At 64.8% G+C, this 23,768-nt stretch carries 20 protein-coding genes; 9 read left to right on the top strand and 11 right to left on the bottom strand.

From position 1 onward, the window contains the following. Positions 1–7: 7 nt before the first annotated feature. On the bottom strand, positions 8–1,240 hold the full coding sequence (locus AB4Z51_RS33760; protein WP_014496967.1) for a cytochrome P450: 1,233 nt from the start codon (positions 1,238–1,240) through the stop codon (positions 8–10). Positions 1,241–1,348: 108 nt separating this feature from the next. Here AB4Z51_RS33760 and AB4Z51_RS33755 point away from each other — a divergent pair, with 108 nt between their 5' ends. The 9 genes from AB4Z51_RS33755 to cnbZ all read left to right on the top strand — a co-directional run bounded on the left by AB4Z51_RS33755 (position 1,349) and on the right by cnbZ (position 12,818). Then, complete coding sequence (locus AB4Z51_RS33755) at positions 1,349–1,891, top strand: phosphonopyruvate decarboxylase (RefSeq protein WP_085404401.1); 543 nt, start codon at positions 1,349–1,351, stop codon at positions 1,889–1,891. Continuing rightward, positions 1,888–2,478 carry a thiamine pyrophosphate-dependent enzyme gene (locus AB4Z51_RS33750; protein ID WP_085404400.1) on the top strand — a complete coding sequence of 197 codons (591 nt, stop codon included), beginning with the start codon at positions 1,888–1,890 and terminating at the stop codon, positions 2,476–2,478. Before AB4Z51_RS33755 ends, AB4Z51_RS33750 begins: the two co-directional genes overlap by 4 nt. 141 nt (positions 2,479–2,619) lie before the next feature. Further along, positions 2,620–3,321, top strand: coding sequence for a TetR/AcrR family transcriptional regulator (locus AB4Z51_RS33745; RefSeq protein ID WP_085404399.1), 702 nt, complete (start codon positions 2,620–2,622; stop codon positions 3,319–3,321). Position 3,322: 1 nt separating this feature from the next. Then, a complete protein-coding gene (locus tag AB4Z51_RS33740; protein WP_085404398.1) occupies positions 3,323–4,516 on the top strand; it encodes an efflux RND transporter periplasmic adaptor subunit in 1,194 nt (397 codons plus the stop codon). 70 nt (positions 4,517–4,586) lie between these two features. Beyond that, positions 4,587–7,682 (top strand): MexW/MexI family multidrug efflux RND transporter permease subunit, encoded by a 3,096-nt coding sequence (locus tag AB4Z51_RS33735; RefSeq protein WP_135216296.1) that lies wholly within the window; start codon positions 4,587–4,589, stop codon positions 7,680–7,682. Positions 7,683–7,831: 149 nt separating this feature from the next. Next, positions 7,832–10,429: a sensor histidine kinase gene (locus AB4Z51_RS33730; protein ID WP_085404397.1), complete on the top strand. Its 2,598-nt coding sequence runs from the start codon at positions 7,832–7,834 to the stop codon at positions 10,427–10,429. After that, positions 10,426–10,815, top strand: a complete 390-nt coding sequence (locus tag AB4Z51_RS33725) for a response regulator (RefSeq protein ID WP_014496960.1) — start codon at positions 10,426–10,428, stop codon at positions 10,813–10,815. Before AB4Z51_RS33730 ends, AB4Z51_RS33725 begins: the two co-directional genes overlap by 4 nt. Further along, a complete protein-coding gene (locus AB4Z51_RS33720; RefSeq protein WP_441498841.1) occupies positions 10,812–12,062 on the top strand; it encodes an adenylate/guanylate cyclase domain-containing protein in 1,251 nt (416 codons plus the stop codon). Before AB4Z51_RS33725 ends, AB4Z51_RS33720 begins: the two co-directional genes overlap by 4 nt. A 9-nt stretch (positions 12,063–12,071) precedes the next feature. Further along, positions 12,072–12,818, top strand: a complete 747-nt coding sequence (gene cnbZ, locus AB4Z51_RS33715; RefSeq protein WP_085404395.1) for a 2-amino-5-chloromuconate deaminase CnbZ — start codon at positions 12,072–12,074, stop codon at positions 12,816–12,818. On the opposite strand, the gene AB4Z51_RS33710 is transcribed toward cnbZ, so the two are convergent. From AB4Z51_RS33710 to AB4Z51_RS33665, 10 genes are all read right to left on the bottom strand, one after another. Further along, the gene (locus AB4Z51_RS33710) at positions 12,815–13,702 is read right to left on the bottom strand and encodes an ABC transporter permease (protein ID WP_441498840.1); all 888 of its coding nucleotides are present in this window, start codon (positions 13,700–13,702) and stop codon (positions 12,815–12,817) included. The two genes, cnbZ and AB4Z51_RS33710, sit on opposite strands and share 4 nt — an antisense overlap. Before the next feature lie 3 nt (positions 13,703–13,705). Then, complete coding sequence (locus AB4Z51_RS33705) at positions 13,706–14,647, bottom strand: ABC transporter permease (RefSeq protein WP_071915894.1); 942 nt, start codon at positions 14,645–14,647, stop codon at positions 13,706–13,708. A gap of 31 nt (positions 14,648–14,678) precedes the next feature. Next, positions 14,679–16,190, bottom strand: a complete 1,512-nt coding sequence (locus AB4Z51_RS33700) for an ABC transporter substrate-binding protein (RefSeq protein WP_085404393.1) — start codon at positions 16,188–16,190, stop codon at positions 14,679–14,681. Positions 16,191–16,213: 23 nt separating this feature from the next. Beyond that, complete coding sequence (locus AB4Z51_RS33695) at positions 16,214–17,314, bottom strand: ABC transporter ATP-binding protein (RefSeq protein WP_085404392.1); 1,101 nt, start codon at positions 17,312–17,314, stop codon at positions 16,214–16,216. Next, a complete protein-coding gene (locus AB4Z51_RS33690; protein WP_135215964.1) occupies positions 17,314–18,303 on the bottom strand; it encodes an ABC transporter ATP-binding protein in 990 nt (329 codons plus the stop codon). Before AB4Z51_RS33690 ends, AB4Z51_RS33695 begins: the two co-directional genes overlap by 1 nt. Beyond that, on the bottom strand, positions 18,300–19,010 hold the full coding sequence (locus AB4Z51_RS33685; RefSeq protein ID WP_085404390.1) for a DUF1028 domain-containing protein: 711 nt from the start codon (positions 19,008–19,010) through the stop codon (positions 18,300–18,302). The genes AB4Z51_RS33690 and AB4Z51_RS33685 overlap by 4 nt, the downstream gene beginning before the upstream one ends. Positions 19,011–19,019: 9 nt before the next feature. After that, positions 19,020–20,825 carry a gamma-glutamyltransferase family protein gene (locus AB4Z51_RS33680; protein ID WP_085404389.1) on the bottom strand — a complete coding sequence of 602 codons (1,806 nt, stop codon included), beginning with the start codon at positions 20,823–20,825 and terminating at the stop codon, positions 19,020–19,022. Between the two features lie 87 nt (positions 20,826–20,912). After that, entirely contained in the window at positions 20,913–21,902 is a 990-nt protein-coding gene (locus AB4Z51_RS33675; RefSeq protein ID WP_085404388.1) for an ABC transporter ATP-binding protein, read from the bottom strand. Next, positions 21,899–22,885, bottom strand: coding sequence for an ABC transporter ATP-binding protein (locus AB4Z51_RS33670; protein ID WP_085404387.1), 987 nt, complete (start codon positions 22,883–22,885; stop codon positions 21,899–21,901). The genes AB4Z51_RS33675 and AB4Z51_RS33670 overlap by 4 nt, the downstream gene beginning before the upstream one ends. A 28-nt stretch (positions 22,886–22,913) precedes the next feature. Next, positions 22,914–23,768: ABC transporter permease (locus AB4Z51_RS33665; protein ID WP_441498839.1), on the bottom strand; the 855-nt coding region annotated here is incomplete at its 5' end.

Raw genomic sequence — 23,768 nt, 5'->3', positions numbered from 1 at the left:
GCGGGCCTCAACCTATAGAGCAGGGCACGCTCAGGAAGCCGCGGAACCGCACCCGTCCGCCCCGCACCGGATGGCCGCTCACGGCATAGTTCGGGAAGCGCGCCAGGAAGCGCGAGATCGCAATCGCGCCTTCGAGTCGCGCCAGCGCCATGCCGGCGCATTGATGCGCGCCGGTGGCGAAGGCGAGATGCCGGTTCGGCGTGCGCGCGATGTCAAAGCGTTCGGGCTCCGGAAACTGGGCGGGATCGCGGTTGGCCGCCCCGATGCACAGCGTCACCGACGTGCCGGCGTCGAGCATGACGCCGCCGAGCTCGATCTTCTCTGTCGTCATGCGGTTGCCGAGCTGGTTCGAGCTCTCGTAGCGCAGCATCTCCTCGACGGCAGTCTTGATCATGTCGGAGTTTTCGATCAGCCGCTGCTTCTGGTCCGGATTCCGGTGCAGCGCGACGAGGCCGTTGCCGATCAGATTGGTGGTGGTCTCGTGCCCGGCGTTGAGCAGGAAGATGCAGTTGTGCAGCAGCTCCTTCTCCGTCAGCCGCTCGCCGTTTTCCTCGCCGTTGCCTTCTCCCTGGATCAGGCGCGTCAGCACGTCACGCTCGGGATTGCCGGGCTTTTGGCGCCTGCGCGCGACCAGGGTTTCGAGATAGGCGAGGAAGTCCTTTACCGCCTTGTTGCCGCGCGCAGCCACTTCGGGCGACACCACCGGCTCGAGTGCACCGAGGATCGCCAGCGACCAGTCGCGCAGCGGCTCGCGTTCGTCGTGGGGAACGTCGAGCAGATTGCCGATCACTTCGATGGGGATCGACGCGGCGAAGTCGTCGATCAGCTCGCAAGCCCCCTTGGCGGCGATGGCATCGAGCAGGCCGTCGACCAGCTTGACGATATCGGGCTCCATCCCCGCGATCGCGCGCGGCGACAGCGCGCCCATGATCAGGCGGCGCACGCGGGTGTGGGCGGGCGGGTCGTTGAAGACGAGGCTCGTGGTGTGGTGCTCGTAAAGCGGGGTGTCGCCGTATTTCGGCGCGAACTCGCGCTTCTTGTCCGAACTGAACGACTTTGTGTTCTTGTAGGTGGTGACGAGATCGTCATAGCGGGTCAGGAACACAGTGCCGTTGGGGAGGCGCTTGACCGGCTCGTTTTCCCGCAGTGCACGATAAGTCGGGTAGGGATCGTCGTAGAATTCGGGTGTCAGCTTCTCCAGATCGAAATTGGCCGCCAGTTCTTTCGCACTTGCGTTCATCGCCGCCATACTCGCCGGTTGAGACCGATATGCTGTTTTCGCTCTTTCGAGCGGCTCGGCTCACCGTCTACAGTCGTGTCGTGATTTGCAAGCCGACCGGACAGGAAAATGCACGCCCGCGCTGACGCTGCCGACACGGCCCCGAATTGGCCCGACGATATTTTCGCGACATTGCAACGCTTCGACGTCCGGCAGGCGCCTTACGTGCCCGACGCCGGCCATTCGAAGTTGATTCAGCGCGTGCTGGCCTCAACCACGATGCGCGGCATTCCGCTGACGACGGAGGAGGAGGGCGTCGCGCTCCTGGCCGGGGCCTGGACCGGCGGACAGCGCGGCGTGCTTCTGATGCAGTCGAGCGGGGTCGGCAATTGCATCAACATGCTGTCGCTGATCCCGATCCTGCGCTTTCCGTTCCTGACGCTCGTGACCATGCGCGGCGAGTGGGGCGAGTTCAATCCATGGCAGGTGCCGATGGGATCGACCACGCATTGCGTGTTCGAGCTCTCTGGCGTCCAGGTGCTGCGCGCGTCCAATGCGGCCGAGGTGCCGGCCGTGCTGGAGGCGGCCGCAGCGCAGGCCTACAACGCGCTCACGCCCACCGCCGTCCTGCTGTCGCAGCGCCTGATCGGCGCCAAGGTTTTCACCAAATGAGCAAGGCCAATCTCCTCGACCGCCGCCAGGTGGTGTCTACCCTGCTTGCGAACCGCAAGAACGTCGTCGCAATCGGCGGCCTCGGGGCCTCCACCAACGACATGTGTGCCGCTGGCGACCACGCGCGCAACTTCTACCTCTGGGGCGGCATGGGCGGCGCGGCGATGATCGGGCTTGGTCTGGCGCTGGCGCAACCAAAACTGCCGGTGCTGGTCATCACCGGCGACGGCGAGATGCTGATGGGGATGGGGAGCCTTGCCACCATCGGCCTGCAGAAGCCGTCCAACCTCTCGATCGTGGTGCTCGACAACGAGGCCTATGGCGAGACCGGTGGCCAGACCAGCCACACCTCCGCAGCTGCCGACCTCGTCGGCGTCGCCAGGGCCTGCGGCATCGGGGACGCCCGCGCGATCTCGACCATGGCCGAGGTCGAGGCCTTCGCCAAAGCCGTCCACAACGTCTCGGCGGGGCCGCGATTTGCCAATGTGAAGATCGATAGCGCCAGCCTGGACCGGATTCTCCCAGTCCGGGACGGGACTTACATCGTCAACCGGATCCGTGGCGATCTCGGCTTCCAGCCGATCTAGCCCTGCTTGGCTCCGTCCTGAGCAACGTTCCGGGCCCTCCGGGCGGGGAAGTGTGACCATTTTCCAACAAGTTTGCACCCACGTAGGTTGCGTCGCAGCATTCTGCTTGACTTTTGCGTGGGTGAGTGCTTACTCACTAACATGAGCTCACTGCGAATGACGAGCGACCTGAGGCGTCAATTGATCCTCGGTGCCGCAAAACGCTGCTTTGCCCGACACGGCTATACCGGCACCACGACCAAGAGCGTGGCGGCCGCCGCTGCCATTTCCGAGGCGCTGCTGTTCAAGCATTTTCCGTCCAAGGCGGCGCTCTACGCCGAGATCCTCAGCGACGAGTGCGAAGCCGATCCGGCACTGACGGACCTGCTCGAGCGGGAGCCCTCGACGGCCACGCTGGTCGAGTTGATCCGCGGCATGGTCCAGCATTTCCTCCACATCGCCGACGGGCCCGATCAGGAGGAGGCGCAGCGCCTGCGACTGATGGCCACCAGCCATCTGGATGACGGCGAATTCGCCCGTCTGCTATATGCCAAGATCGAGAAGCTGATCGGGGCGGTCTTCCTCGCCTCGCTCGAGCGCGCGGTTGCCAGCGGTGACGCGCGGCCGTTCAGCGGCGATCCGCTCAACCTGTTCTGGTTCGCGCATCATTCGGTGATGATGGCTGCGCTGACCAGGCTGCCGGCCACGCCCTGCCTCGTCTACGGCAAGGCGAACGATCTGGAGCGGCAGCTCTGTGAGTTTCTCCTGAGGGGTATCGGACTTAACGACGCCGCAATTGCTTCGCATTTGGGCCGCGATCAGGCCGCGGATGCGGGCAAGACGGCGATTGCAGAAAGCGCATGACATGAACATCGTAACCGAACACAAGATTTCGGGCGAACCGATCGACACCAAGGCTCCCAAGCGTCCGGTCAGGCCGGTGCTGTGGTTCATCATCGTCGGCACGCTCCTGGGCGTGCTCGTTGGCGGCCTCGTCTGGTTCAATTACTTCCGCGGCCAGATGATCAAGCAGTTCTTCGCCAACAACAAGCCGCCGCCGACCGCGGTCAGCGCGGCCGAGGCGAAGTCCGAGGTGGTGCCGAACCTGCTCACCGCAGTCGGTGGCCTTGCCGCCGTGCACCAGGTCGACGTCAGCGCCGACGTCAACGGCCGCGTCACCGAGATCAAGTTCGAGCCGGGTACGCATGTCGATTCCGGCACGCCACTGGTGCAGTTCTTCGACATGCCGGAGCAGGGCGACCTCGCCAACTACAAGGCGCAGGCAACCGTCGCACAGCTCTCGCTCGACCGCGCCAAGCAGCTGGCATCGCGCCAGTTCGGCCCGCAGGCGACCGTCGATAACGCGCAGGCCGCCTACGATCAGGCGCTGGCCGGCATCGCCAAGACCGAGGCGGTGATCTCGCAGAAGCTGGTGCGTGCGCCGTTCTCCGGCGATCTCGGCGTCCGCAAGGTCGAAGTCGGCCAGTACCTGACGGCCGGCACGGCGATCGTCTCGCTGACCGATCTGTCGGAGCTGTGGGCCAACTTCACGGTGACCGAAAAGGACTCGGGCAACCTCAAGGTCGGCCAGCCGGTCCGGCTCAAGGTCGACGCCTACCCCGGCCGCACCTTCGATGCCAAGATCACCACGATCGAGCCGCAGGTCGCGGCCGACACCCGCAACATCCGCGTGCAGGCGACGGTCGCCAATCCGGAGAAGATCCTGAAGCCGGGCATGTTCGTGACCACGACGGTGGTGCTGCCGGCGAAGCCGGCCGTGATCACCGTGCCGGAAACGGCGGTCGATTACACGCTGTACGGCGACTCCGTGTTCGTGATCACCGAGAAGAAGGAAGAGGACGGCAAGACCAGCCTCTCCGCAGTGCGCACGTTCGTGCAGACCGGCAGCCGGGTCGACGGTCGCGTCGAAATCATCAAGGGCGTGAAGGTGGGCGACAAGGTCGTCGCTGTCGGCCAGCTCAAGCTGCAATCGGGCGCCCCAGTTGCGATCTCGACCGATCCGGCGCCGCAGATCCCGGCGCAGCCGCCGCGCTACTGATCCAATACATCCAGGTGATCCGGCCTCGCCGGGTCACTTTTCTTGAGACAAAGAAATCGAGATCGCCGCGATGCGCTTTACCGATATTTTCATCAAGCGACCGGTCCTGTCGGTCGTCGTCAGTCTGCTGATCCTGCTGATCGGCCTGCGCGCGGCGATGGTGCTGCCGATCCGGCAATATCCGAAGCTGTCGAACACGGTCATCAACATCACGACCGTCTATCCCGGCGCGTCCGCAGACCTGATCCAGGGCTTCATCACGACGCCGATCGAGCAGGCGGTCGCCTCGGCCGAAGGCGTCGACTACATGACCTCGTCCTCGGTGCTCGGCACCTCGACGATCCAGGTCTACATCAAGCTGAACTTCGATCCGAACCAGGCGCTCACCGAGGTGCTCGCCAAGACCAACTCGGTCAAGTACCTGATTCCAAAGGAATCCAACGACCCGATCGTCACCAAGACCACCGGCCAGACCACGGCCGTGATGTATCTCGGCTTCTCCTCCGAAGAGCTGTCGGGCTCGGCGATATCAGACTATCTGACGCGTGTGGTGCAGCCGGTGCTGTCGACGGTCGACGGCGTGGCCTCGGCCGACATTCTGGGCGGCCAGACCTTTGCGATGCGGCTGTGGCTCGATCCCATGAAGATGGCCGGCCGCAACGTGTCGCCGGCCGATGTCGCCGCCGCGATCGCCGCCAACAACTTCCAGTCCGCAGCGGGGCAGACCAAGGGCTATCTGATCGTTTCCAACATCTCGACGAACACCAGCCTGACTGACGTCAACCAGTTCAGGAAGATGATCGTCAAGGCCAAGGACGGCGGCTTTGTGCGGATGGAGGACATCGCCACAGTCGAACTCGCCGCCCAAAGCACGGATGCCAGCGTCGCCTTCAATGGCGAGCATGCGATCTTCATTGGCGTGAACGCGACGCCGCAGGGCAACCCGCTGACGCTGGTCAAGGGCGTGCGCGCACTGTTCCCCGAACTCGAGCGCAATCTTCCGCCGTCGATGAAGATGAAGGTCGCCTACGACTCGACCAAGTTCATCCAGTCTTCGATCGACGAGGTGGAGAAGACGCTGGGTGAAGCCGTGATCATCGTGATCGTGGTCATCTTCCTGTTCCTGGCCTCGCTCCGTTCGGTCATCATTCCCGTCGTCACCATTCCGCTGTCGATGATCGGCGTCTGCACCTTGATGCTGGCGTTGGGTTTCAGCTTCAACCTTCTGACCCTGCTCGCGATGGTGCTCGCGATCGGCCTCGTGGTCGACGACGCCATTGTCGTGGTGGAGAACATCCATCGCCATCTGGAGGAGGGGAAGACGCCGGTTCAGTCGGCGCTGGAAGGCGCGCGCGAAATCGTTGGGCCGGTCATCTCCATGACCATCACGCTCGCGGCGGTGTACGCGCCGATCGGCTTCCTCGGCGGCCTGACCGGTTCGCTGTTYCGCGAATTCGCCTTTACGCTCGCGGGCTCGGTGATCGTGTCAGGTGTGATCGCGCTGACGCTGTCGCCGATGATGTGCTCTATTCTGCTCAAGAATACCGAAGAGGGCCGCTTCGCCAAGCTGGTCAACAAGGTGTTCGGCGCTTTGACGCGCTGGTATGGGCGCAGGCTCGACCGCTCGCTCGATTACAAGGCGATCACCGGTCTGTTCGCGGTGACGATCCTCGGGCTGGTCGGCTTCCTCTACATGCACACCTCGAAAGAGCTGGCGCCTGAGGAGGACCAGGGCATCGTGTTCGCGGTGACCAAGGCGCCGAAATACGCCAACATCGACTATGTCGATTTCTACGGCGAGAAGCTCGACGAGAAATTCCAGAAGTTCCCCGAAACCGATCTGCGCTTCGTGCTGAACGGCATCAACGGCCCGCAGGGCGGCATCGCCGGCATGCTGCTGAAGTCGTGGGACGAGCGCAAGCGCTCGTCGATCCAGTTGAAGCCGCTGGTGCAGGCCGAGCTTTCCAAGATCGAGGGCGTGCAGGCTTTCGCGTTCAACCTGCCGCCGTTGCCGGGTGGCCCCGGCGGTCTGCCGGTTCAGATGGTGATCAATTCCACCGCGGGCTTCCAGACGGTCTATGAGCAGATGGAGAAGCTGAAGGACGCCGCGCGCAAGAGCGGCATGTTCATCGTCTCCGACAGCGACCTCGCCTACAACCAGCCGAACGTGGAGGTCACGATCGACCGCACCAAGGCGCAGGATCTCGGCGTTAACATGCAGAACCTCGGCTCTACGCTCGCGGTGCTGCTCGGTGGCAACTACATCAACCGCTTCAATCTGGAGGGCCGGTCCTACCAGGTGATCCCACAGGTGCCGCGCAGCAGCCGGCTCTCGCCGGAATCGCTCGGCGGCTATTATGTGACGACCAACACGGGCCAGCAGCTCCCGCTGTCGACCGTGGTCTCGGTCAGGACCAAGACTGATCCGAATTCGCTGACGCATTACAATCAGCTCAATTCGGCGACGTTCTCGGCTGTGCCGATGCCCGGCGTGACGGTCGGATCGGCGGTCGACTTCCTCGAAGGCGAGGCCAAGAAGCTGCCGGCCGGCTTCAGCCACGATTATCTCGCGGACTCCAGGCAATACGTGCAGGAGGGCAACCAGCTTGCGATCACCTTCGGTTTTGCGCTGATCATCATCTTCCTGGTGCTGGCGGCSCAGTTCGAGAGCCTGCGTGACCCGTTCGTGATCATGATCTCGGTGCCGATGGCGATCGTGGGTGCGCTGATCCCGCTGTTCTTTGGCATGGCGACCATGAACATCTACACCCAGGTCGGTCTGCTGACCCTGGTCGGCCTGATCACCAAGCACGGCATCCTGATGGTGGAGTTCGCCAACGAGCTCCAGGTCAACGAGCGGCTCGACCGCCGCTCGGCCATCGAGATGTCGGCCCGCATTCGTCTGCGGCCGATCCTGATGACCACGGCCGCGATGGTGACCGGCCTGATCCCGCTCCTGACTGCGTCCGGCGCGGGCGCGGCCAGCCGCTTTTCGATCGGCCTCGTGGTGGTCGCCGGCATGTCGATCGGTACGCTGTTCACGCTGTTCGTGCTGCCCGCAGTCTACGTCGTGCTGGCAACCGACCACCGCGCGGCGGCCGAGTCCGAGCGGAACAAGGAGGTCAACGATCTCGACCTCAATTCCAAGGCGCTGCGACCGACCTGAGCCGCAGGTCAGCGAACCAGAGGGCGGCAGCGGCATCCGTTGCCGCCCTTTTCATTTGCCCCGCAGCCTGCGGACGCCGTCAGGCTTAGGGGGAGCCCTTTCCGCGTTGGCGAGAGACAAGTTCCGGCCTTCTTGCTAGATTCGCCGGGATGAGCATCTCCCTCCACCCCGACACCCCGCAAGCCAGGACGGCGCCGAGCGCGGCCGCGGCTGGCGTCGTGCCCGGCGAGGCGGCGGGGCGCGGGATCAGGACCCGGCTTTTCACCAAATATGTCGCGCTCTTCGTGGCCGTCGTCGCCATTGCGCTGCTGGCCAACGGGCTGTTCGAGGTCTTCTTCTATTATCGCGAGCACAAGGCCGCGCTGATCCGGGTCCAGCATGAGCAGGCGGAGGCGGCGGCGGCCAAGATCGGCCAGTTCGTCAAGGAGATCGAGAGCCAGCTAGGCTGGACCACGCAGCTGCCCTGGTCGGCGGGCTCGATCGAGCAGCGCCGGTTCGACGCACAACGGCTGCTGCGCCAGGTGCCGGCGGTCACAGAGCTCGCCCAGGTGGATGCGACCGGCAAGGAGCGCTTGCGGGTCTCGCGGCTGGCCATGGACGCGATCGACAGCGGGATCGACCTGTCGGCCGACCCGAAGTTCACCGAGGCGGTCGCGCACAAGGTCTATTACGGCCCGGTCTATTTCCGCAGGGAGTCCGAGCCCTACATGACGCTCGCGCTGGCCGGCGCGCGCAAGGATGCCGGCGTCAGCATCGCGGAGGTCAATCTCAAGCTGATCTGGGACGTCGTGTCCCAGATCAAGGTCGGCGAACACGGGCACGCCTATGTGGTCGGCCCGGAGGGACGCCTGATCGCGCATCCCGACATCAGCCTGGTGCTGCGCAACACCGACATGTCGGGCCTCGCGCAGGTGCGCGCCGCGCAGGCTGGAGGCGGCACCCTGTCCGACGCGCTCCCCGAAGCGCGCAATATCCAGGGGCAGAAGGTGCTGACCACATCGGCCCCGATCGAGCCGCTGCATTGGACCATGCTCGTCGAGCTGCCGGTCGAGGAGGCCTATGCGGCGCTCTATGCTTCGCTGCAGCGGCTGGCGATCGTGTTGCTCGCAGCGTCGATCTTCGCGGTGCTCGCCGGGATTTTTCTCGCACGCCGCATGGTCGGACCGATCCAGGCCCTGCGCAGCGGCGCCGAGCGGATCGGCGGCGGCGATTTCTCGCAGCGCATCTCGATCAAGACCGGCGACGAGCTCGAAGGACTCGCCGACCAGTTCAACGACATGGGCGCGCGATTGCAGGAATCCTATGCGGATTTGGAAAACAAGGTCGAGCGGCGGACGGCTGAATTGTCCGAAACGCTCGAGCAACAGACGGCGACTTCTGAGGTGCTGGAGGTCATCAGTTCCTCTCCGGGCGAACTCGCTCCCGTGTTCTACAAAATGCTCGAAAATGCGACGCGGGTCTGTGGCGCAAGTTTCGGCGTCATGAATCTCTGGGACGGTGAAAGCTTCACGATTGCGGCGGATTACAATGTGCCGGCTGCGTTCGCTGCTTCGCGAAAAGATGTGGAAATCCGACCTCGTCCGAACAGCGCGCTCGCCGAGGTCGTCAGGACACGTGAGGTCGTCCACGTTCACGATGTGCGAAACACACCTGCCTATCTTGCTGGTGGGCCTGCCGTTCGCGCGATCTCAGACGTCGCCGGCGCCCGTACGATCGTCATCGTGCCGATGCTGAAGGAGAACGAGCTGATTGGCACGATCGCGGTCTATCGCAAGGAGGTCCGTCCGTTCGCCGACAAGCAGATCGCACTGGTTGAGAATTTCACCAAACAGGCTGTGATTGCGATCGAGAACGCTCGACTGCTCAAGCAGCTTCGTGAGCGTACCACGGAGCTGTCGCAGTCGCTCGACAATCTGCGTACCGCGCAGGATCGCCTGATCCAGACCGAGAAGCTCGCCTCCCTCGGCCAGCTCACGGCGGGGATCGCCCACGAGATCAAGAACCCGCTCAATTTCGTCAACAATTTCTCCTCGGTCTCGACCGAGCTGATCGATGAACTCAACCAGGCCCTGCAATCGGCTTCGCTCGACGGCAAGACGAAGGAGGAGGTCGACGAGCTGACCGGCATGCTCAAGAGCAATCTCGAGAAGGTGGTGCAGCACGGCAAGCGCGCCGATTCCATCGTCAGGAACATGCTGCTGCATTCGCGCGCGGGTTCCGGCGAGCATCGTCCCAGCGATATCAATGCCATCGTCGAGGAAAGCCTCAATCTCGCCTATCACGGCGCGCGCGCGGAACGGCCCGCCTTCAACGTCACGCTCGAGCGCGAGTTCGATCCCGGGGCCGGGATGGTCGATGTCTATCCGCAGGAGATCGCGCGCGTCTTGCTCAATTTGATCTCGAACGGCTTCTATGCTGCGGCCAAGCGCAAGGAGAGCGCGACGGACGGCTTCGAGCCCACCTTGAACGCGGCCACCAAAAACCTCGGCGACAAGGTCGAGATCCGGATCCGCGACAACGGCACAGGGATTCCGCCCGAGGTGAAGGCGAAACTGTTCAATCCGTTCTTCACCACCAAGCCGGCCGGCGAGGGCACCGGGCTTGGCCTGTCCATGAGTCATGACATCGTCGTGAAACAGCACGGCGGCACGATCGACGTGAACACCACACCCGGTGTATTCACCGAATTCATCATCACGTTGCCGCGCCAGATGGCGGCGGACGATACTCCCGGAGGCAAGAATTGAACGTTTACATCCTGGTCGTCGATGACGAGCCCGACGTCGAGGCGCTGTTCCGGCAGCAGTTCCGGCGTGACCTGCGCGCCGGACGCTTCCAGATGGAATTCGCGCCGTCCGCGTCCGATGCGCTCAGGCTCGCCTCCGAGGTGCGCGACCCCTCGTTGATCCTGATCCTGTCCGACATCAACATGCCCGGCATGAGCGGGCTCGACATGCTGCCCAAGGTGCGCGCCGAGCATCCGGACGTTCCCGTCATCATGATCACGGCCTATGGTGACGCCGAGACGCGCCGGAAGGCGATCGAGCGTGGCGCCATCGGGCTCCTCACCAAGCCGATCGATTTTGCGCTGCTGCGGCAGGAGATCGACACGAGGCTCGAGCAAGCCGCATGACTTCGACCATCCTCTTCGTCGATGACGAGCCAGACCTCGAGGCGCTGATCCTGCAAAAGTTTCGCAGGCAGATCCGCGACGGGCTCGTCGACATCATGTTTGCACGCGACGGCGTCGAGGCGCTGGAATCCCTCGAGCAGAACCCGCATGTCGACATGGTGGTCTCCGACATCAACATGCCGCGGATGGATGGGCTGTCGCTGCTGGCGAAGCTCCAGGAGGCCGAGGACAAGAAGTCGACCATCATCGTCTCGGCCTATGGCGACATGAGCAACATCCGCACCGCCATGAACCGCGGCGCGTTCGACTTCCTCACCAAACCGATCGACTTCGYCGACCTGGAAGCCACGATCGAGAAGACCATTCGCCATATCGAGATGCTGCGCGAGGTACGGCGCCGTCAGATGGAGGCGGAGCGGGCCCATGCCGCGCTATCGCGCCATTTCTCGCCCGAGCTCGCCAAGCGTCTGGTGGCTGGCGGCGAGGGTGAGGGGATCGAGGTGCAGTGGCGCGATGTCGCCACCATCTTCACCGATATCACCGGGTTCACCTCCCTGGTCGAGAGCGCGCCGCCCGAGACGCTGGGCGCGCTCCTCAACGAATATGTTGGCGGGATGACCGAAACCATCTTCGCGCATGAGGGGACGGTCGCAAAAATCATCGGCGATGCGATCCAGGTGCTCTTCAATGCGCCCGGCGATCAGCCGGACTATGCGACGCGTGCGGTCGCCTGCGCCCATGACCTCGATGCCTGGGCGCAGGATTTCTGCGCGCGCCAGAGGGCCGTGGGCGTGAACTTCGGCACCACCCGCATCGGCATTCACGCCGGGCCGGCTCTGGTCGGCAATTTCGGAGGCAACCGCTTCTTCGACTACACCGCGTATGGAGACACCATCAACATCGCGGCGCGACTGGAGGCCGCCAACAAGCATCTGGGAACACGCATCTGCGCCAGTGCCAGCGTCGCCAAGGCGGCCGAGCATTTTCAAGGCCGTCCCGTGGGTGATCTGATGCTGCGCGGACGCAGCGAACCGCTGCGCGCGTTCGAACCGTTGCTGCAGGAAAAATTCGAAGCGCCAAGGACGGCGCAATATTCCGAGGCTTTTGCCAAGATGGAAGCCGGCGACGTCGCGGCGATGCCGGCCTTTGCCGCGCTGGTCGGGATCCACGCCGACGATTCCCTGGCCGGCTTTCACCTGAAGCGCCTGCTCAACGGCGCCAAGGGTGTCCGCATGAAACTGGAATAGGAGTTCGACATGATTGGTGATTTCTCCGCCGGCAACTATCGTTTCATTCCGTCCGTGTTCCAGTATTCGGCGGGTGCCGCCGCTGACGACGGCTACGAGATCGAGCGGGTTCGGTTCGACCGCCTGGTGCCGCTGGCCGAGGGATTTGCGCTCGCGGCGAAGTATATCCAGGAAGCAGGCCGGCCGCTGACGGCGTTCTGTGCCTGCGAGTTGCGCTCACCGGCGGCCTTCAGCGAGGACGGCTTTCGCGCATTCAACCTGCACTATGTGAAGACGCTGTCCGAATGGGGCATCTTCGACGGCACCACCAATCCGGTGGCGCGCAGCAATGTCTGTCCGGAGATCGATCCGCCGTCCGAGCCGTCGTTCTATGCCTTCTCCTTCACGCGTCCGACGACATCGAAGGCGCCAAGTTTCGTGATCGCCGGTGGCGCCGAGACGCGCGAGGGCGGCGGGACCTATGTCGAGCGCACCGTGCGCTACCGCGACCTCAGTCCGGAGGGGCTGCGCGAAAAGGTGCGCTTCACCACCACGTCGCAGATGGAAAACCGGATGACGGCCTTCGGCTTCGGCTGGAAGGACACCACCGGCGTGCAGGCCTATTCCGTGCACGATTTCCACCACGCGCTGGTCGACGAACTGGTCCGCCGCGGCGCGTTGCGCTCCGGCCTGACCTGGCATTTTGCCCGTCCGCCAGTGGTCGATCTCGAATACGAGATGGATTGTCGCCGCGTGATGCGCGAGACCGTGATCTAGCGCTGACGCGGGTCGAGCGCGTCGCGCAGGCCGTCGCCGAGCAGGTTCAGCGACAGCACCACGAGGAAGATCGCAAGGCCCGGCCAGATCGCCATCCACGGCGCCTGGGTCAGGAAGCGCTGCGCCGCGTTGAGCATGCTGCCCCAGGACGGTGCGGGCGGCTGCTGGCCGAGGCCGAGGAACGACAGCGCGGCTTCGGCGATGATGGCGGCGGCGATCGACAGCGTCGCCTGCACCAATAGCGCGGGAAGGATGTTCGGCAGGATGTGCGAGAAGGCAATGCGCCACGGCGGATTGCCGAGCGCGCGCGCCGCCTCGACATAGTCTTCGGCCTTGACGCTCAAGACCTGCCCGCGCGTCAGACGGATGAAGATCGGCGTGGCCGAGATGCCGATTGCGATCATGGCATTGCCGAGGCTGGGACCGAGGAAGGCGGCCAGCGCAATCGCCAGGATCAGGAACGGGCAGGCCAACATTGCATCGGTGATCCGGCTGATCAGCGCGTCAACAAATCCGCCGCGATAGCCGGCGAGGAGGCCAAGAGGGACACCGATCCCGAGCGCGATCGCGACCGAGATCAGACCCGCCATCAGCGAGGCCCGCGCGCCGTAGATGACGCGGCTCAGGATGTCGCGGCCGAGATCGTCGGTGCCGAACCAGTGAGCGGCGGTGGGCGGCTTGCGCACCAGGCTCCAGCTCGTCGCAATGGGATCATAGGGCACGACCAGCGGCGCAAGGGCCGCAAGCAGGATGAAGGCCGTGATCAGGACAAGCCCGAAGACCGCAGCCTTGCGCTTGAACAGGCGCCGCCGCGCACGGCGCGCCGGGCTGTCCAGCTCGTAGGCCTGGGAGGCGGGACTGGCTGGCAGTGCGGCGTCGGTCATCGTCTAACCTCGCAGCCGCGGATTGACGAGGACATAGGCGACGTCGGCAACGAGATTCAGTGTGATGTAGACTGTGGCCGTCACCAGCACCACGCCCTGCACCACCGCATAGTCACGGTTGAAGACGGCATCCACGATCAGCTTGCCGAAGCCGGGAATGGAGAAGATCTGCTCGGTCAGCACCGCGCCCGACAACAGCGTGCCGAGCTCGAGCGCACCGAGGGTGATGATCGGCGTGAGCGCGTTGCGCATCGCATGCTTGAGGATCACCGAGCGCTCGGAGAGACCTTTCGCGCGCGCGGTGCGGACATAGTCGCTCTCCAGAACCTGGAGCATGGCGCTGCGCGTGTGCCGCATCAGGACCGCCGAAATTGCGTTGCCGAGCACGAAGGCCGGCATGATGGTGGCTGCCAGGCTCGCGCGCCAGTCCTCGGTCAGCGGCACGTAGCCTGAGGCCGGCAGCCAGCCCAGGTGAATCGAGAACAGGAAGATCATGAGGATTCCGAGCCAGAAATTCGGCGTCGAGATACCCCACAGCGCGAACAGGTTGGCACCATAGTCCCAAACCGTGCCCTTCTTCACCGCGGAGATGATGCCGGCGGGAATGCCGATGAGGAACGCGATCAGGATCGCCATCGAGCCGAGCTGGAGCGTCACCGGCAGCTTCTGTGCGATCAGCTCGCGCACCGGCATCTTGTTGCGCAACGACTCGCCGAAATTGCCTGAGAGAACGCCCTTGAGCCAATAGACGTACTGCACGGGGATYGGCTGATCCAGCTTGTACTGCTGGCGGATCTGTTCGATCACGGCGGGATCGCGCTCCTCGCCGGCCATCACCAGCGCGGGATCGCCCGGCAGCAATTGCTGGAGCGAGAAGATCAGCACCGACACGAAGAACAGTGTCGGCACGATCTGCGCGATTCGGTGGGCGAGGAAGTTCAGCATGGCTCCACGCGCGTCCCAACCGCTGCCGTGATCACTTGAACTTCAATCCGACCACACGCACCAGCCCATCGGGCATCTGCCTGTAGCCGTCGAGCTTCTTCGTGTGCGCGATCAGCAGTGTGCGGTGGTAGATGTAGATGATCGGAAAATCGTCAAGCAGGATCTTGGTCAGCTTTTCGTAGATCGCCTTGCGCTCCTCGACGTCGGACGTCATGCGTCCATCTTCCATCAGCTTGTCGGCCTCGGGGTTCGAATACACGCCGTCGTTTTGCGGCGCCTTGCTGCGCATGAAGATGTAGGAATTGCCGTCGGGATCGATGCGGCCGCTCCAGTTGATCTGGAAGATCTGGAACTCGCCGGCTTGAGCCTGCTTGAAGGTCGTCGCGAATTCGACCGCGCGGATCTTGATGTCAAAACCCGCTTCCGCGGCCATGGACTGGACGACCTGGGCGACGGCTTCGTTCTCCGCGCCCTTGGGGATCATGTAATCCACCGTCACCGGCGTGGTGACGCCGGCTTCCTTCAGCAGCGCCTTGGCCTTCGCGATGTCGCGACCGCGAACCGGGAACGCTTTCTGGTAATAGGGATGCTTCGGGCTGACCCACTGATTTCCAGGCGTGAACTCGCCGTTGAAGACGACCTGGTTGAGCGCTTCGCGGTCGATCGAGAGATCGAGTGCCTGGCGGACCTTCGCCGACTGGCTCAGCGGCCCCTTGGTTTTGTCGTTTCCGATATTGACGGTCAGGCCGAGATAGCCGAGCTCCGGCGCGGTCGACAGCACGAGGCGGGAATCGGCGCGCACGTCCTTGATGTCGGTGGCGAGCACGCGCTCGATCAGATCGAGCCCGCCGGACTTGAGGTTGGCAAGGCGCACCGTCGCGTCGACAATCGGCAGGAACACGACGCGGTCGATATGGATGTTGTCCTTGTTCCAGTAGTCGGCAAACTTCTCGAACACCATGCGGTCCTGCTGGACGCGCTCGACGAATTTGTAGGGACCGGCGCAGACCGGATGCAGGCCGAACTTGTCGCCGGCTTCCTTCGCCGCCTTCGGCGAGACCATCATGCCGGAGCGGTCGGTGAGCTGGGCGATCAGCGGCGAGTAGGGCGTCTTCAGCACCAGCTTGATGGTCAGCGGATCGACCACCTCGACATGGTCGACGCTGGCAAGCTCGGACTTCCGGAACGAGGTCGGCAGCGTCATGTGACGCTCGATCGAGAATTTTGCGGCTTCGGCGTCCAGCGGCTCGCCGTCGTGGAATTTGACGTTGGGCCGGAGCTTGATCGTCATCTCCTTGCCGTCGGCCGAGGTCTCGTAGGACAGCGCGAGCTGCGGCACGATGTTGAGCTTCTCGTCGATGTCGAACAGCTTGTCGCAGAAGGCGGAGAAGACGATGCGGCCGACATAGGTGCGGCCGATGCTGGGATCGAGGATGTCGGGGTCTTCGGCGATGCCGATGCGAAGCGTGGTCTGAGCCTGGGCTGCGCCCGCGAGCGACGTCAGCACAGCCGACGCCAGGATTGTCAAACGCATGAAACTCATCGCTCTCAACCTCTGTTTTGCGGCTATGCCGGGTCCGTTCCCAATGAACTAACCCCGCTGCCGCGGACTGCTTCCGGGCCGCCGCTGAAGGCGGCGACCAATTTTTCAAGGACCGGCGAAAAGCCGCCGTCGGACGGGACGATCGCCGCGGAGGACGGCAGTTCCGACGTTCGGTGACAGGCCGTTGCATGTCCGATGCCATCCGGCACCAGCTGCGGCATTTCACTGCGGCAGCGGTCGACGACGTAGGGGCAGCGGGTGTGGAAGCGGCATCCCGGCGGCGGGTTGAGCGCGCTCGGGATCTCTCCCTGCAGCACAATCCGGCTGCGCTTTGCCCGCGGTTTAGGCATGGGGATCGCGGACAGCAGCGCACGGCTGTAGGGATGGCGGGGTGCCGCGAACAGGGCGTCCGCCTCGGCAGTCTCGACGATCTGGCCGAGATTCATCACGGCGACATGGTCGGCGATGTGCTTGACCACAGCCAGATCGTGCGAGACGAAGATGTAGGCCAGCCCAAGCCGGTCCTGCAGCTCGCGCAGGAGGTTGAGGATCTGCGAGCGGATCGAGACGTCCAGCGCCGAGACCGGCTCATCGCAGATGATCAGTTTTGGTTCGACCGCGAGCGCGCGGGCGATGGCGATGCGCTGGCGCTGGCCGCCGGAGAATTCGTGCGGATAACGCCGCTCGAGCCGCGGCTCGAGGCCGACCAGTCGCAGGATTTCCGCGACGCGCTCGCGCCGTTGCGCCGGCGGTACCAGATCGTGCAGCGCCAGCGGCTCGGCGAGAATCTGGCCGACCGTCATGCGCGGATTGAGCGAGGCGTAGGGGTCCTGGAAGATGATCTGTGCTTCGCGGCGGAAGGCGCGGAGCGCCCCGGCGTCCAGCGAGAGCAGGTCACGGCCGGCGAAACGCACCGTGCCTGCATCCGGCTCGATCAGCCGCAGCACCAGGCGACTGACGGTGGATTTGCCGCAACCGGATTCGCCGACCAGGGCCAGCGTCTTGCCGGCGTCGAGAGAGAAGCTGACGCCATCGACCGCTTTGACATGCCCCAGTGCCCGGCCGAACAGCGAGCGCCCGGCGACAAAATGCTTGACCAGGCCTTCGACCTCGAGAAGCGCCATCACGACACCAGAAGTTCGAGCGGCGCGCGGATGCAGCGCGAGAGGTGGCCGGGGCTGACTTCGACCAGCGGTGGCGGCGCCTTGGTGCAGGCGTCCAGCACGAAGGGGCAGCGCGCGGCGAAACGGCAGCCAGCGGGTGGCTGCGCCATGTTCGGCACCATGCCCTCGATCGTGGCCAGTTGCTCGGCGCGATGATCGAGCCGCGGGATTGAGCCCAGCAGGCCGACGGTGTAGGGATGCTGCGGCATGGCGAACAGCTCGTCGACCGGCGCGCGCTCGACGATCTCGCCGGCATACATCACCGCGACCTCGTCGCAGACTTCGGCGACGACACCGAGATCGTGGGTGATCAGGATGATAGCGGCGCCGCTCGCCGCCTTCAGTTCGCGCATCAGCTCCAAAATCTGCGCCTGCAGGGTGACGTCGAGCGCGGTGGTCGGCTCGTCTGCGATCAGCAGCCGCGGGTCGCAGGCCAGCGCCATCGCGATCATCACGCGCTGGCGCATGCCGCCGGAGAGCTTGTGCGGATATTCGTCGATCCGCCGCTCGGGCGAGGGGATGTGAACGCGCCGCAGCAGCTCGATGGCCCGCTCGCGCGCGCTGCGCCGGGAGCCGCCGCGATGGCGCAGAATGGTCTCGATGATCTGGTCGCCGATGGTGAAGCTCGGGTTGAGCGACGTCATCGGCTCCTGAAAAATCATCGCCAGCCGGTTGCCGCGGAGGTCGCGCAGCGTCTGGTCAGGAGTCTTCAGCAGGTCGAAGCCGTCGAAGCGGATTACGCCGGAGATCTCCGCGCTTTGCTTCGGCAAAAGCCCCATGATCGCCAGCGACGTCACGCTCTTGCCGCAACCGGATTCGCCGACGAGGCCGAGCGTCGCGCCATTGGCGACGCTGAGATCGACGCTGTCGACGGCGTGGGTCACGCGGCCGTCGTCGCCGTGGAAGCGGATGCGCAGATCCTTGATCTCGATGAGAGGACTTGCGCTCATGATTGCCTTGCTCGGCTCGCAGCAATGCTGGCGTCGATGACGCTGCGATCGGTGTTGCCTGCCGGGTTCTGCCGCGTCGGCATGGAAGAGCGGAAATGCACCCAGAGTTCCTGACTGACGCGCTCCAGCCGTTCGAGTTCGCCCAGCGGATCGAGATGATCGTCGGCGCGAATGTCCAGCGCCGGCCATTCCTCCTCGCCGTGGATCAGGAGCGCAGCGGATTGCTTGCCGCGCTTGTCGCCGCCGGCGGCCTCGCCCGCGCGCATGGCGGCGAGCAGGCGGCGCGGGAAGGGCAGGCTGTCATTGGCGATATAGGTCTTCGCGGTCTCGTCGAGCACGTCGGCGCCGGCAAGCATGTTGCCGGCGATCGAGAAGCCGCTGCCGGCGATGTGCCCGCACCAGTCGACGCAGTCGCGCCCGGTATGCGCGGCGATCGCGCCGCTGGCGTCCATGATGTGGATCTGGCGGCTCTCGCGGCCGTCGTCGGTCGCGAGCTGGGTGGCGAGAACGTTATGCGCATTCAGGCCCTCGCGCAGCAGCTTGACGCCGTCGATGCCGTAATAGGGATTGACGAAGGCCTGGGTCGCGATGGCGCCGAGACCGGCCGCGATGTAGGGCACGCGCGCTCCGACGGCGAAGAAGCGGGTAGCTACAGCGATGCCGAACTGGCCGGTGGCAGGGTCTCGCGCGATGATCGACCAGGTCATGTGCTGCCTTCAGCGCCCTGCGGCGTAGCCCTGCATGCCACGCGGGTTGGCGGCGGCGCGGCGGCGCACCCCGACGCGCGAGGCCGCGGTGAGGCGACCTTCCGACCAGTCGGGGCCGACCTCGACAATGTGTCCGCGCTCGCGAAGGTTCTCGATCGTCGCCTTCGGCACGCGGTTCTCGACCACGAGCACGCCGGGGCGCGCGGTGCGCGGCCAGAACGAGATCGGGAAGTGCTCGGAGTGCCAGGCCGGCGCGTCGATCGCTTCCTGCAGATTGAGGTTGCAATGGACGTGCCGCAGGAAAAACTGCGTGATCCACTGATCCTGCTGGTCGCCGCCGGGCGAGCCCCAGGCCAGATACGGCTCGCCGTCGCGTAGCGCCATGGTCGGCGACAGCGTCGTGCGCGGCCGCTTGCCCGGCGCAAGCGCGGCGGGATGGTCTTCCTCCAGCCAGAACATCTGCGCGCGGCTGCCGAGGCAGAAGCCGAGCTCCGGAATGATCGGCGAGGATTGCAGCCAGCCGCCCGATGGCGTCGAGGACACCATGTTGCCGGCCTTGTCGATGATGTCGAAATGCACGGTGTCGCCGCGCACCTCGCCGAAGCGCCCGACTGTCGGCTCGCCCGCGCCAAGCGCGCCGACCGCCTCACGCTGCCCCTCGGCGCGGCGCAGCTTGACCACGCCGCCAAAACCTTCGACCGAACCGGGGAGGAAGTCGAGCGATGCCTTCTCTGAGATCAGTTTGCGACGTTCGTCGTTATAGGCATCCGACAGCAGCGTCGCGATCGGGATCTCGCTGAATTTGGGATCGCCGTAGAATTTTTCGCGGTCGGCAAACGCGAGCTTGGCGCATTCGATCTGGAGGTGGATGAATTCCGGCCCGGTCGGATCTAGCCCGTCGAGCGCAAAGCCCTTGAGCAGCGCGAGCTGCTGGAGCGTCACCGGACCCTGGCTCCAGACGCCTGCCTTGCAGACGGTGTAGCGGCCATAGTCGTAGGTCAGCGGTGCCTCGATCGTCGGCTGCCAGCGCGCCATGTCGTCGGCCGAGAGCACGCCGCGATGCGGCGAGCCGCTGACATCCATCACTTCCTGGGTGCGGCAGAACTTGTCGATGGCTTCCGCAACGAAACCTTGCGACCAGGCCTTTCGCGCGCGCTCGATCTCGGCGTCGCGGTCACCGCCGCCGCTCTCGGCTTCGCTGAGAATGCGGGCGTAGGTCGCAGCCAGCGTCTTGTTGGTGAAGAGCGTGCCGGGCCTCGGCACTTCGCCATTGGGCAGATAGACCGCCGCCGAGGTCGGCCAATGCTTGCGGAACAGTTGCTCGACGGTCTGGATCGTGGCGCAGGCGCGCTCGACCAGCGGATAGCCGTCGCGCGCGTAGGAGATGGCCGGCTCCAGCACGTCGCGCACGCGCATCGTGCCGTAGTCGCGCAGCAGCATCATCCAGGATTCGAACGTGCCGGGGACGCAGGCCGCGAGCAGGCCGGTGCCCGGCACCATGTCGAGGCCTTCGCTCTTGTAATGCGCGATGGTGGCGCGCGCCGGCGCCGGGCCCTGGCCGCAGATCACCTCGGTGCGTGCGCGTTTGACGTCATGCACGATGATGGGCACGTCTCCGCCGGGGCCGTTCAAATGCGGTTCGACGATCTGGAGCGTGAACGCTGTGGCGACGCCGGCGTCGAAGGCATTGCCGCCCTTTTCCAGGATGGCCATGCCGACCGCGGTCGCGATCCAGTGTGTGGTGGCGACGACCCCGAATGTGCCCTCGATCTCGGGGCGCGTCGTGAAGGGATCGGGATTGACGTTGCTGGCCATGGGATTTCGCTACCTTATTTGTCGCGCGCGCAATTGATCACAGGCAATGCCGTGCCGCCAATGCGCAGGCCGCATGGCACGCGCGCGTCACGCCGGGACCGGCGCGGTGTTCACCGCATGGCAGGCGACGCCGGCGATCAGTTCCGGGGCTTCCTTGCGGCAGAGATCGAACGCCAGCGGGCAGCGCGGATTGAAGGCGCAGCCGGGCGGCGGATTGATCGGATTCGGGATCTCGCCCTTCACTGGAATACGCTGGCGGCCCGACATTGCGAGATCGGGCACGGCGCCCAGCAGCATCTTGGTGTAGGGCATGCGCGGTCGGGCGAACAGCTCGCGTCCCTCCGCGATCTCGACGATGCGGCCGAGATACATCACGCCGACGCGGCTCGCCATGTGGCGGACCACGGCGAGGTTGTGGCTGATGAACATGTAGGTCAGGCCGAACTTGTCCTGGAGGTCGCGCATCAGGTTCAGGATCTGCGCCTGCACGGAGACGTCGAGCGCCGAGGTCGGCTCGTCGCAAACGATGAACTCCGCATCGGAGGCGAGCGCTCGCGCGATCGCGATGCGCTGGCGCTGGCCGCCGGAGAATTCGTGTGGAAATTTCAACCGGTCGTCGGGATGCAGCCCGACAAGGCTGAGCAGTTCGCCGACGCGCGCCTGGATGTCGCGCTCGCCCTGGATCAGGTCGAAGGCGCGGATCGGCTCGGAGATGATGGCATCGACCCGGAAGCGCGGGTTCAGGCTCGCATAGGGGTCTTGAAAGATCATCTGGATGCGGCGGCGCAGTTTTCGCCGCGCCTGCGCCTGCCGTGGATCGGTCATCGAGATGCCGTCGATCAGCACGTTGCCGGAACTCGGCGGCAACAGGCCGACGACCATCCGCGCCACCGTGGTCTTGCCCGAGCCGGACTCGCCGACCAGAGCAAAGGTCTCGCCCTTCCTGATGTCGAAGCTAACGTGATCGACAGCCTTGAGATATTCGAGATGCCCGCCTTCGAGCACGCGGTTGAGCCAGGGTTTTGAGACGTCGAAGACGCGGCGCAGATTTGTGGCCTGGACGAAGGGCGTGCTCATGCCGCGCTCTCCGCAGGCACGGTGTCGTAGAGATGGCAGGCAACGGACTGTGTGCCGCGCGATAGTGGCTCCGGCCGTTCAACCCGGCAACGATCGAAGGCGAAGGCGCAGCGCGGATTGAACGAGCAGCCGCGCGGGATCGCCGACAGGCGCGGCATGGAGCCGGGGATCTGCACCAGGCGCTTGTCGTCCCCGGCAAGCGTCGGGATCGCGCCCATCAGGCCCTTGGCGTAAGGGTGCAGCGGATTCCTGACGACGTCCTGTACCGGGCCGATCTCGGCGACGCGGCCGGCATACATCACCGCGACGCGGTCGGAGGTCTCCGCGATCACGCCCATGTCGTGCGTCACCAGCATCACGGCGGTGCCGTGGTCGCGGCCGAGCCGCTTGATCAGCGAGATGATCTGCGCCTGCACGGAGACGTCGAGCGCGGTGGTTGGCTCGTCCGCGATGATCAACTCGGGCTCGGCGCAGATCGCCAGCGCAATCACAACGCGCTGGCGCATGCCGCCGGAGAATTCGTGGGGATAGCCGTCGATGCGCTTTTCCGGCGCGGGAATACCGACCTCGGCGAGCAGGTCGATGGCGCGGCGGCGGGCGGCCGTCTCGGACAGGTTCAGGTGGGTTTTGATCGTCTCGATGATCTGGTCGCCGACGCGGTACAGCGGATTGAGCGAGGTGAGGGGATCCTGGAAGATCATGCCGATCCGTTTTCCCCGGATGCGGCGTATCTGCTCGGCGGGCAAATTGTCGATGCGCTGGCCGGCGAGACGAATCTCGCCGCCGGCGATGCGACCGGGCGGATCGATCAGGCCGATCACCGCCAGGCCGGTGACGGACTTGCCGGCGCCGGATTCGCCGACCACGCCGAGCACCTCGCCCTTGGCGATGTCGAACGAGACGCCGTCGATCGCGCGCAGCGTGCCGCGGCGAGAGGCGAACTCGACCTGAAGATTGCGCACGGAGAGAACGGGTTCGGTCATGGGCGAGGCGTTTTCATCGAAGCTTTGCTCATCGAAGTTTCGGGTTGAGCGCGTCGCGCAGCCAGTCGCCGAGCAGGTTGATCGACAGGATCAGCGCGGCGAGCGCAAGCCCGGGGAAGGCGACGATCCACCATTCGCCCGCGAACAGATAGTTGTTGCCGATGCGGATCAGCGTCCCGAGCGACGGCATGGTGTCGGGCAGGCCGACACCGAGGAAGGACAGGGTCGCCTCGGTGATGATGGCAAGCGCGAGGTTGATGGTGGCGATGACCAGGATCGGTCCCATCGTGTTGGGCAGTACGTGTCGCAGCATGATCTTTGGCGCGGGCAGGCCGATCAGCTGCGCTGCGGCCACGTAATCCTTGTTCTTCTCGACCATCACGGAACCGCGCACCGTCCGGGCATATCCGACCCAGAAACTAAGCCCGATCGAGATCACCAGCACCACCAGCATGCTGTTGGCATCCAGCCGGTTGCCGAGGATCGATTTCGCGATGCCGTTGATCAGCAGCGCGATCAGAATGGCGGGGAAGGTCAGCTGCACGTCGGCGATCCGCATGATCACGCCGTCGACCGCGCCCCCGAAATAGCCGGCGGTCAGGCCGAGTGCGATTCCGAGCGCGCCGGCGAAGACCACGCCGGCGACGCCGACGGCGAGCGAGATGCGCAAGCCATAGAGGATGGCGGAGAACACGTCGCGGCCCTGCTCGTCGGTGCCGAGCAGGAACGGGCTCTGGCCGTCGGCGGTCCAGAGCGGTGAGATCCGCGAGTTCATCAATTGCAGCTGCGCCGGATCGAACGGGTTCTGCACCGCGAGTGCCGATGCAAAGATCGCGAGCAGGAAGAACAGCACGGTAATGGCCGCCGCCACCATGGTCAGCTT

The organism is Bradyrhizobium sp. 2TAF36, assembly GCF_052114925.1.
Taxonomy (GTDB): domain Bacteria; phylum Pseudomonadota; class Alphaproteobacteria; order Rhizobiales; family Xanthobacteraceae; genus Bradyrhizobium; species Bradyrhizobium barranii.
The sequence above is the reverse complement of the archived record's forward strand: the minus strand, read 5'-3'. Positions and strand labels throughout refer to the sequence as shown.

Coding starts and splice junctions, on each gene's coding strand:
- cnbZ (WP_085404395.1), top strand. CDS start 12,072: ATGATTGGTGATTTCTCCGCCGGCAACTATCGTTTCATTCCGTCCGTG.
- AB4Z51_RS33760 (WP_014496967.1), bottom strand. CDS start 1,240: ATGAACGCAAGTGCGAAAGAACTGGCGGCCAATTTCGATCTGGAGAAG.
- AB4Z51_RS33745 (WP_085404399.1), top strand. CDS start 2,620: ATGAGCTCACTGCGAATGACGAGCGACCTGAGGCGTCAATTGATCCTC.
- AB4Z51_RS33730 (WP_085404397.1), top strand. CDS start 7,832: ATGAGCATCTCCCTCCACCCCGACACCCCGCAAGCCAGGACGGCGCCG.
- AB4Z51_RS33670 (WP_085404387.1), bottom strand. CDS start 22,885: ATGACCGAACCCGTTCTCTCCGTGCGCAATCTTCAGGTCGAGTTCGCC.
- AB4Z51_RS33740 (WP_085404398.1), top strand. CDS start 3,323: ATGAACATCGTAACCGAACACAAGATTTCGGGCGAACCGATCGACACC.
- AB4Z51_RS33690 (WP_135215964.1), bottom strand. CDS start 18,303: ATGAGCGCAAGTCCTCTCATCGAGATCAAGGATCTGCGCATCCGCTTC.
- AB4Z51_RS33680 (WP_085404389.1), bottom strand. CDS start 20,825: ATGGCCAGCAACGTCAATCCCGATCCCTTCACGACGCGCCCCGAGATC.
- AB4Z51_RS33700 (WP_085404393.1), bottom strand. CDS start 16,190: ATGAGTTTCATGCGTTTGACAATCCTGGCGTCGGCTGTGCTGACGTCG.
- AB4Z51_RS33675 (WP_085404388.1), bottom strand. CDS start 21,902: ATGAGCACGCCCTTCGTCCAGGCCACAAATCTGCGCCGCGTCTTCGAC.
- AB4Z51_RS33685 (WP_085404390.1), bottom strand. CDS start 19,010: ATGACCTGGTCGATCATCGCGCGAGACCCTGCCACCGGCCAGTTCGGC.
- AB4Z51_RS33750 (WP_085404400.1), top strand. CDS start 1,888: ATGAGCAAGGCCAATCTCCTCGACCGCCGCCAGGTGGTGTCTACCCTG.
- AB4Z51_RS33755 (WP_085404401.1), top strand. CDS start 1,349: ATGCACGCCCGCGCTGACGCTGCCGACACGGCCCCGAATTGGCCCGAC.
- AB4Z51_RS33695 (WP_085404392.1), bottom strand. CDS start 17,314: ATGGCGCTTCTCGAGGTCGAAGGCCTGGTCAAGCATTTTGTCGCCGGG.
- AB4Z51_RS33710 (WP_441498840.1), bottom strand. CDS start 13,702: ATGACCGACGCCGCACTGCCAGCCAGTCCCGCCTCCCAGGCCTACGAG.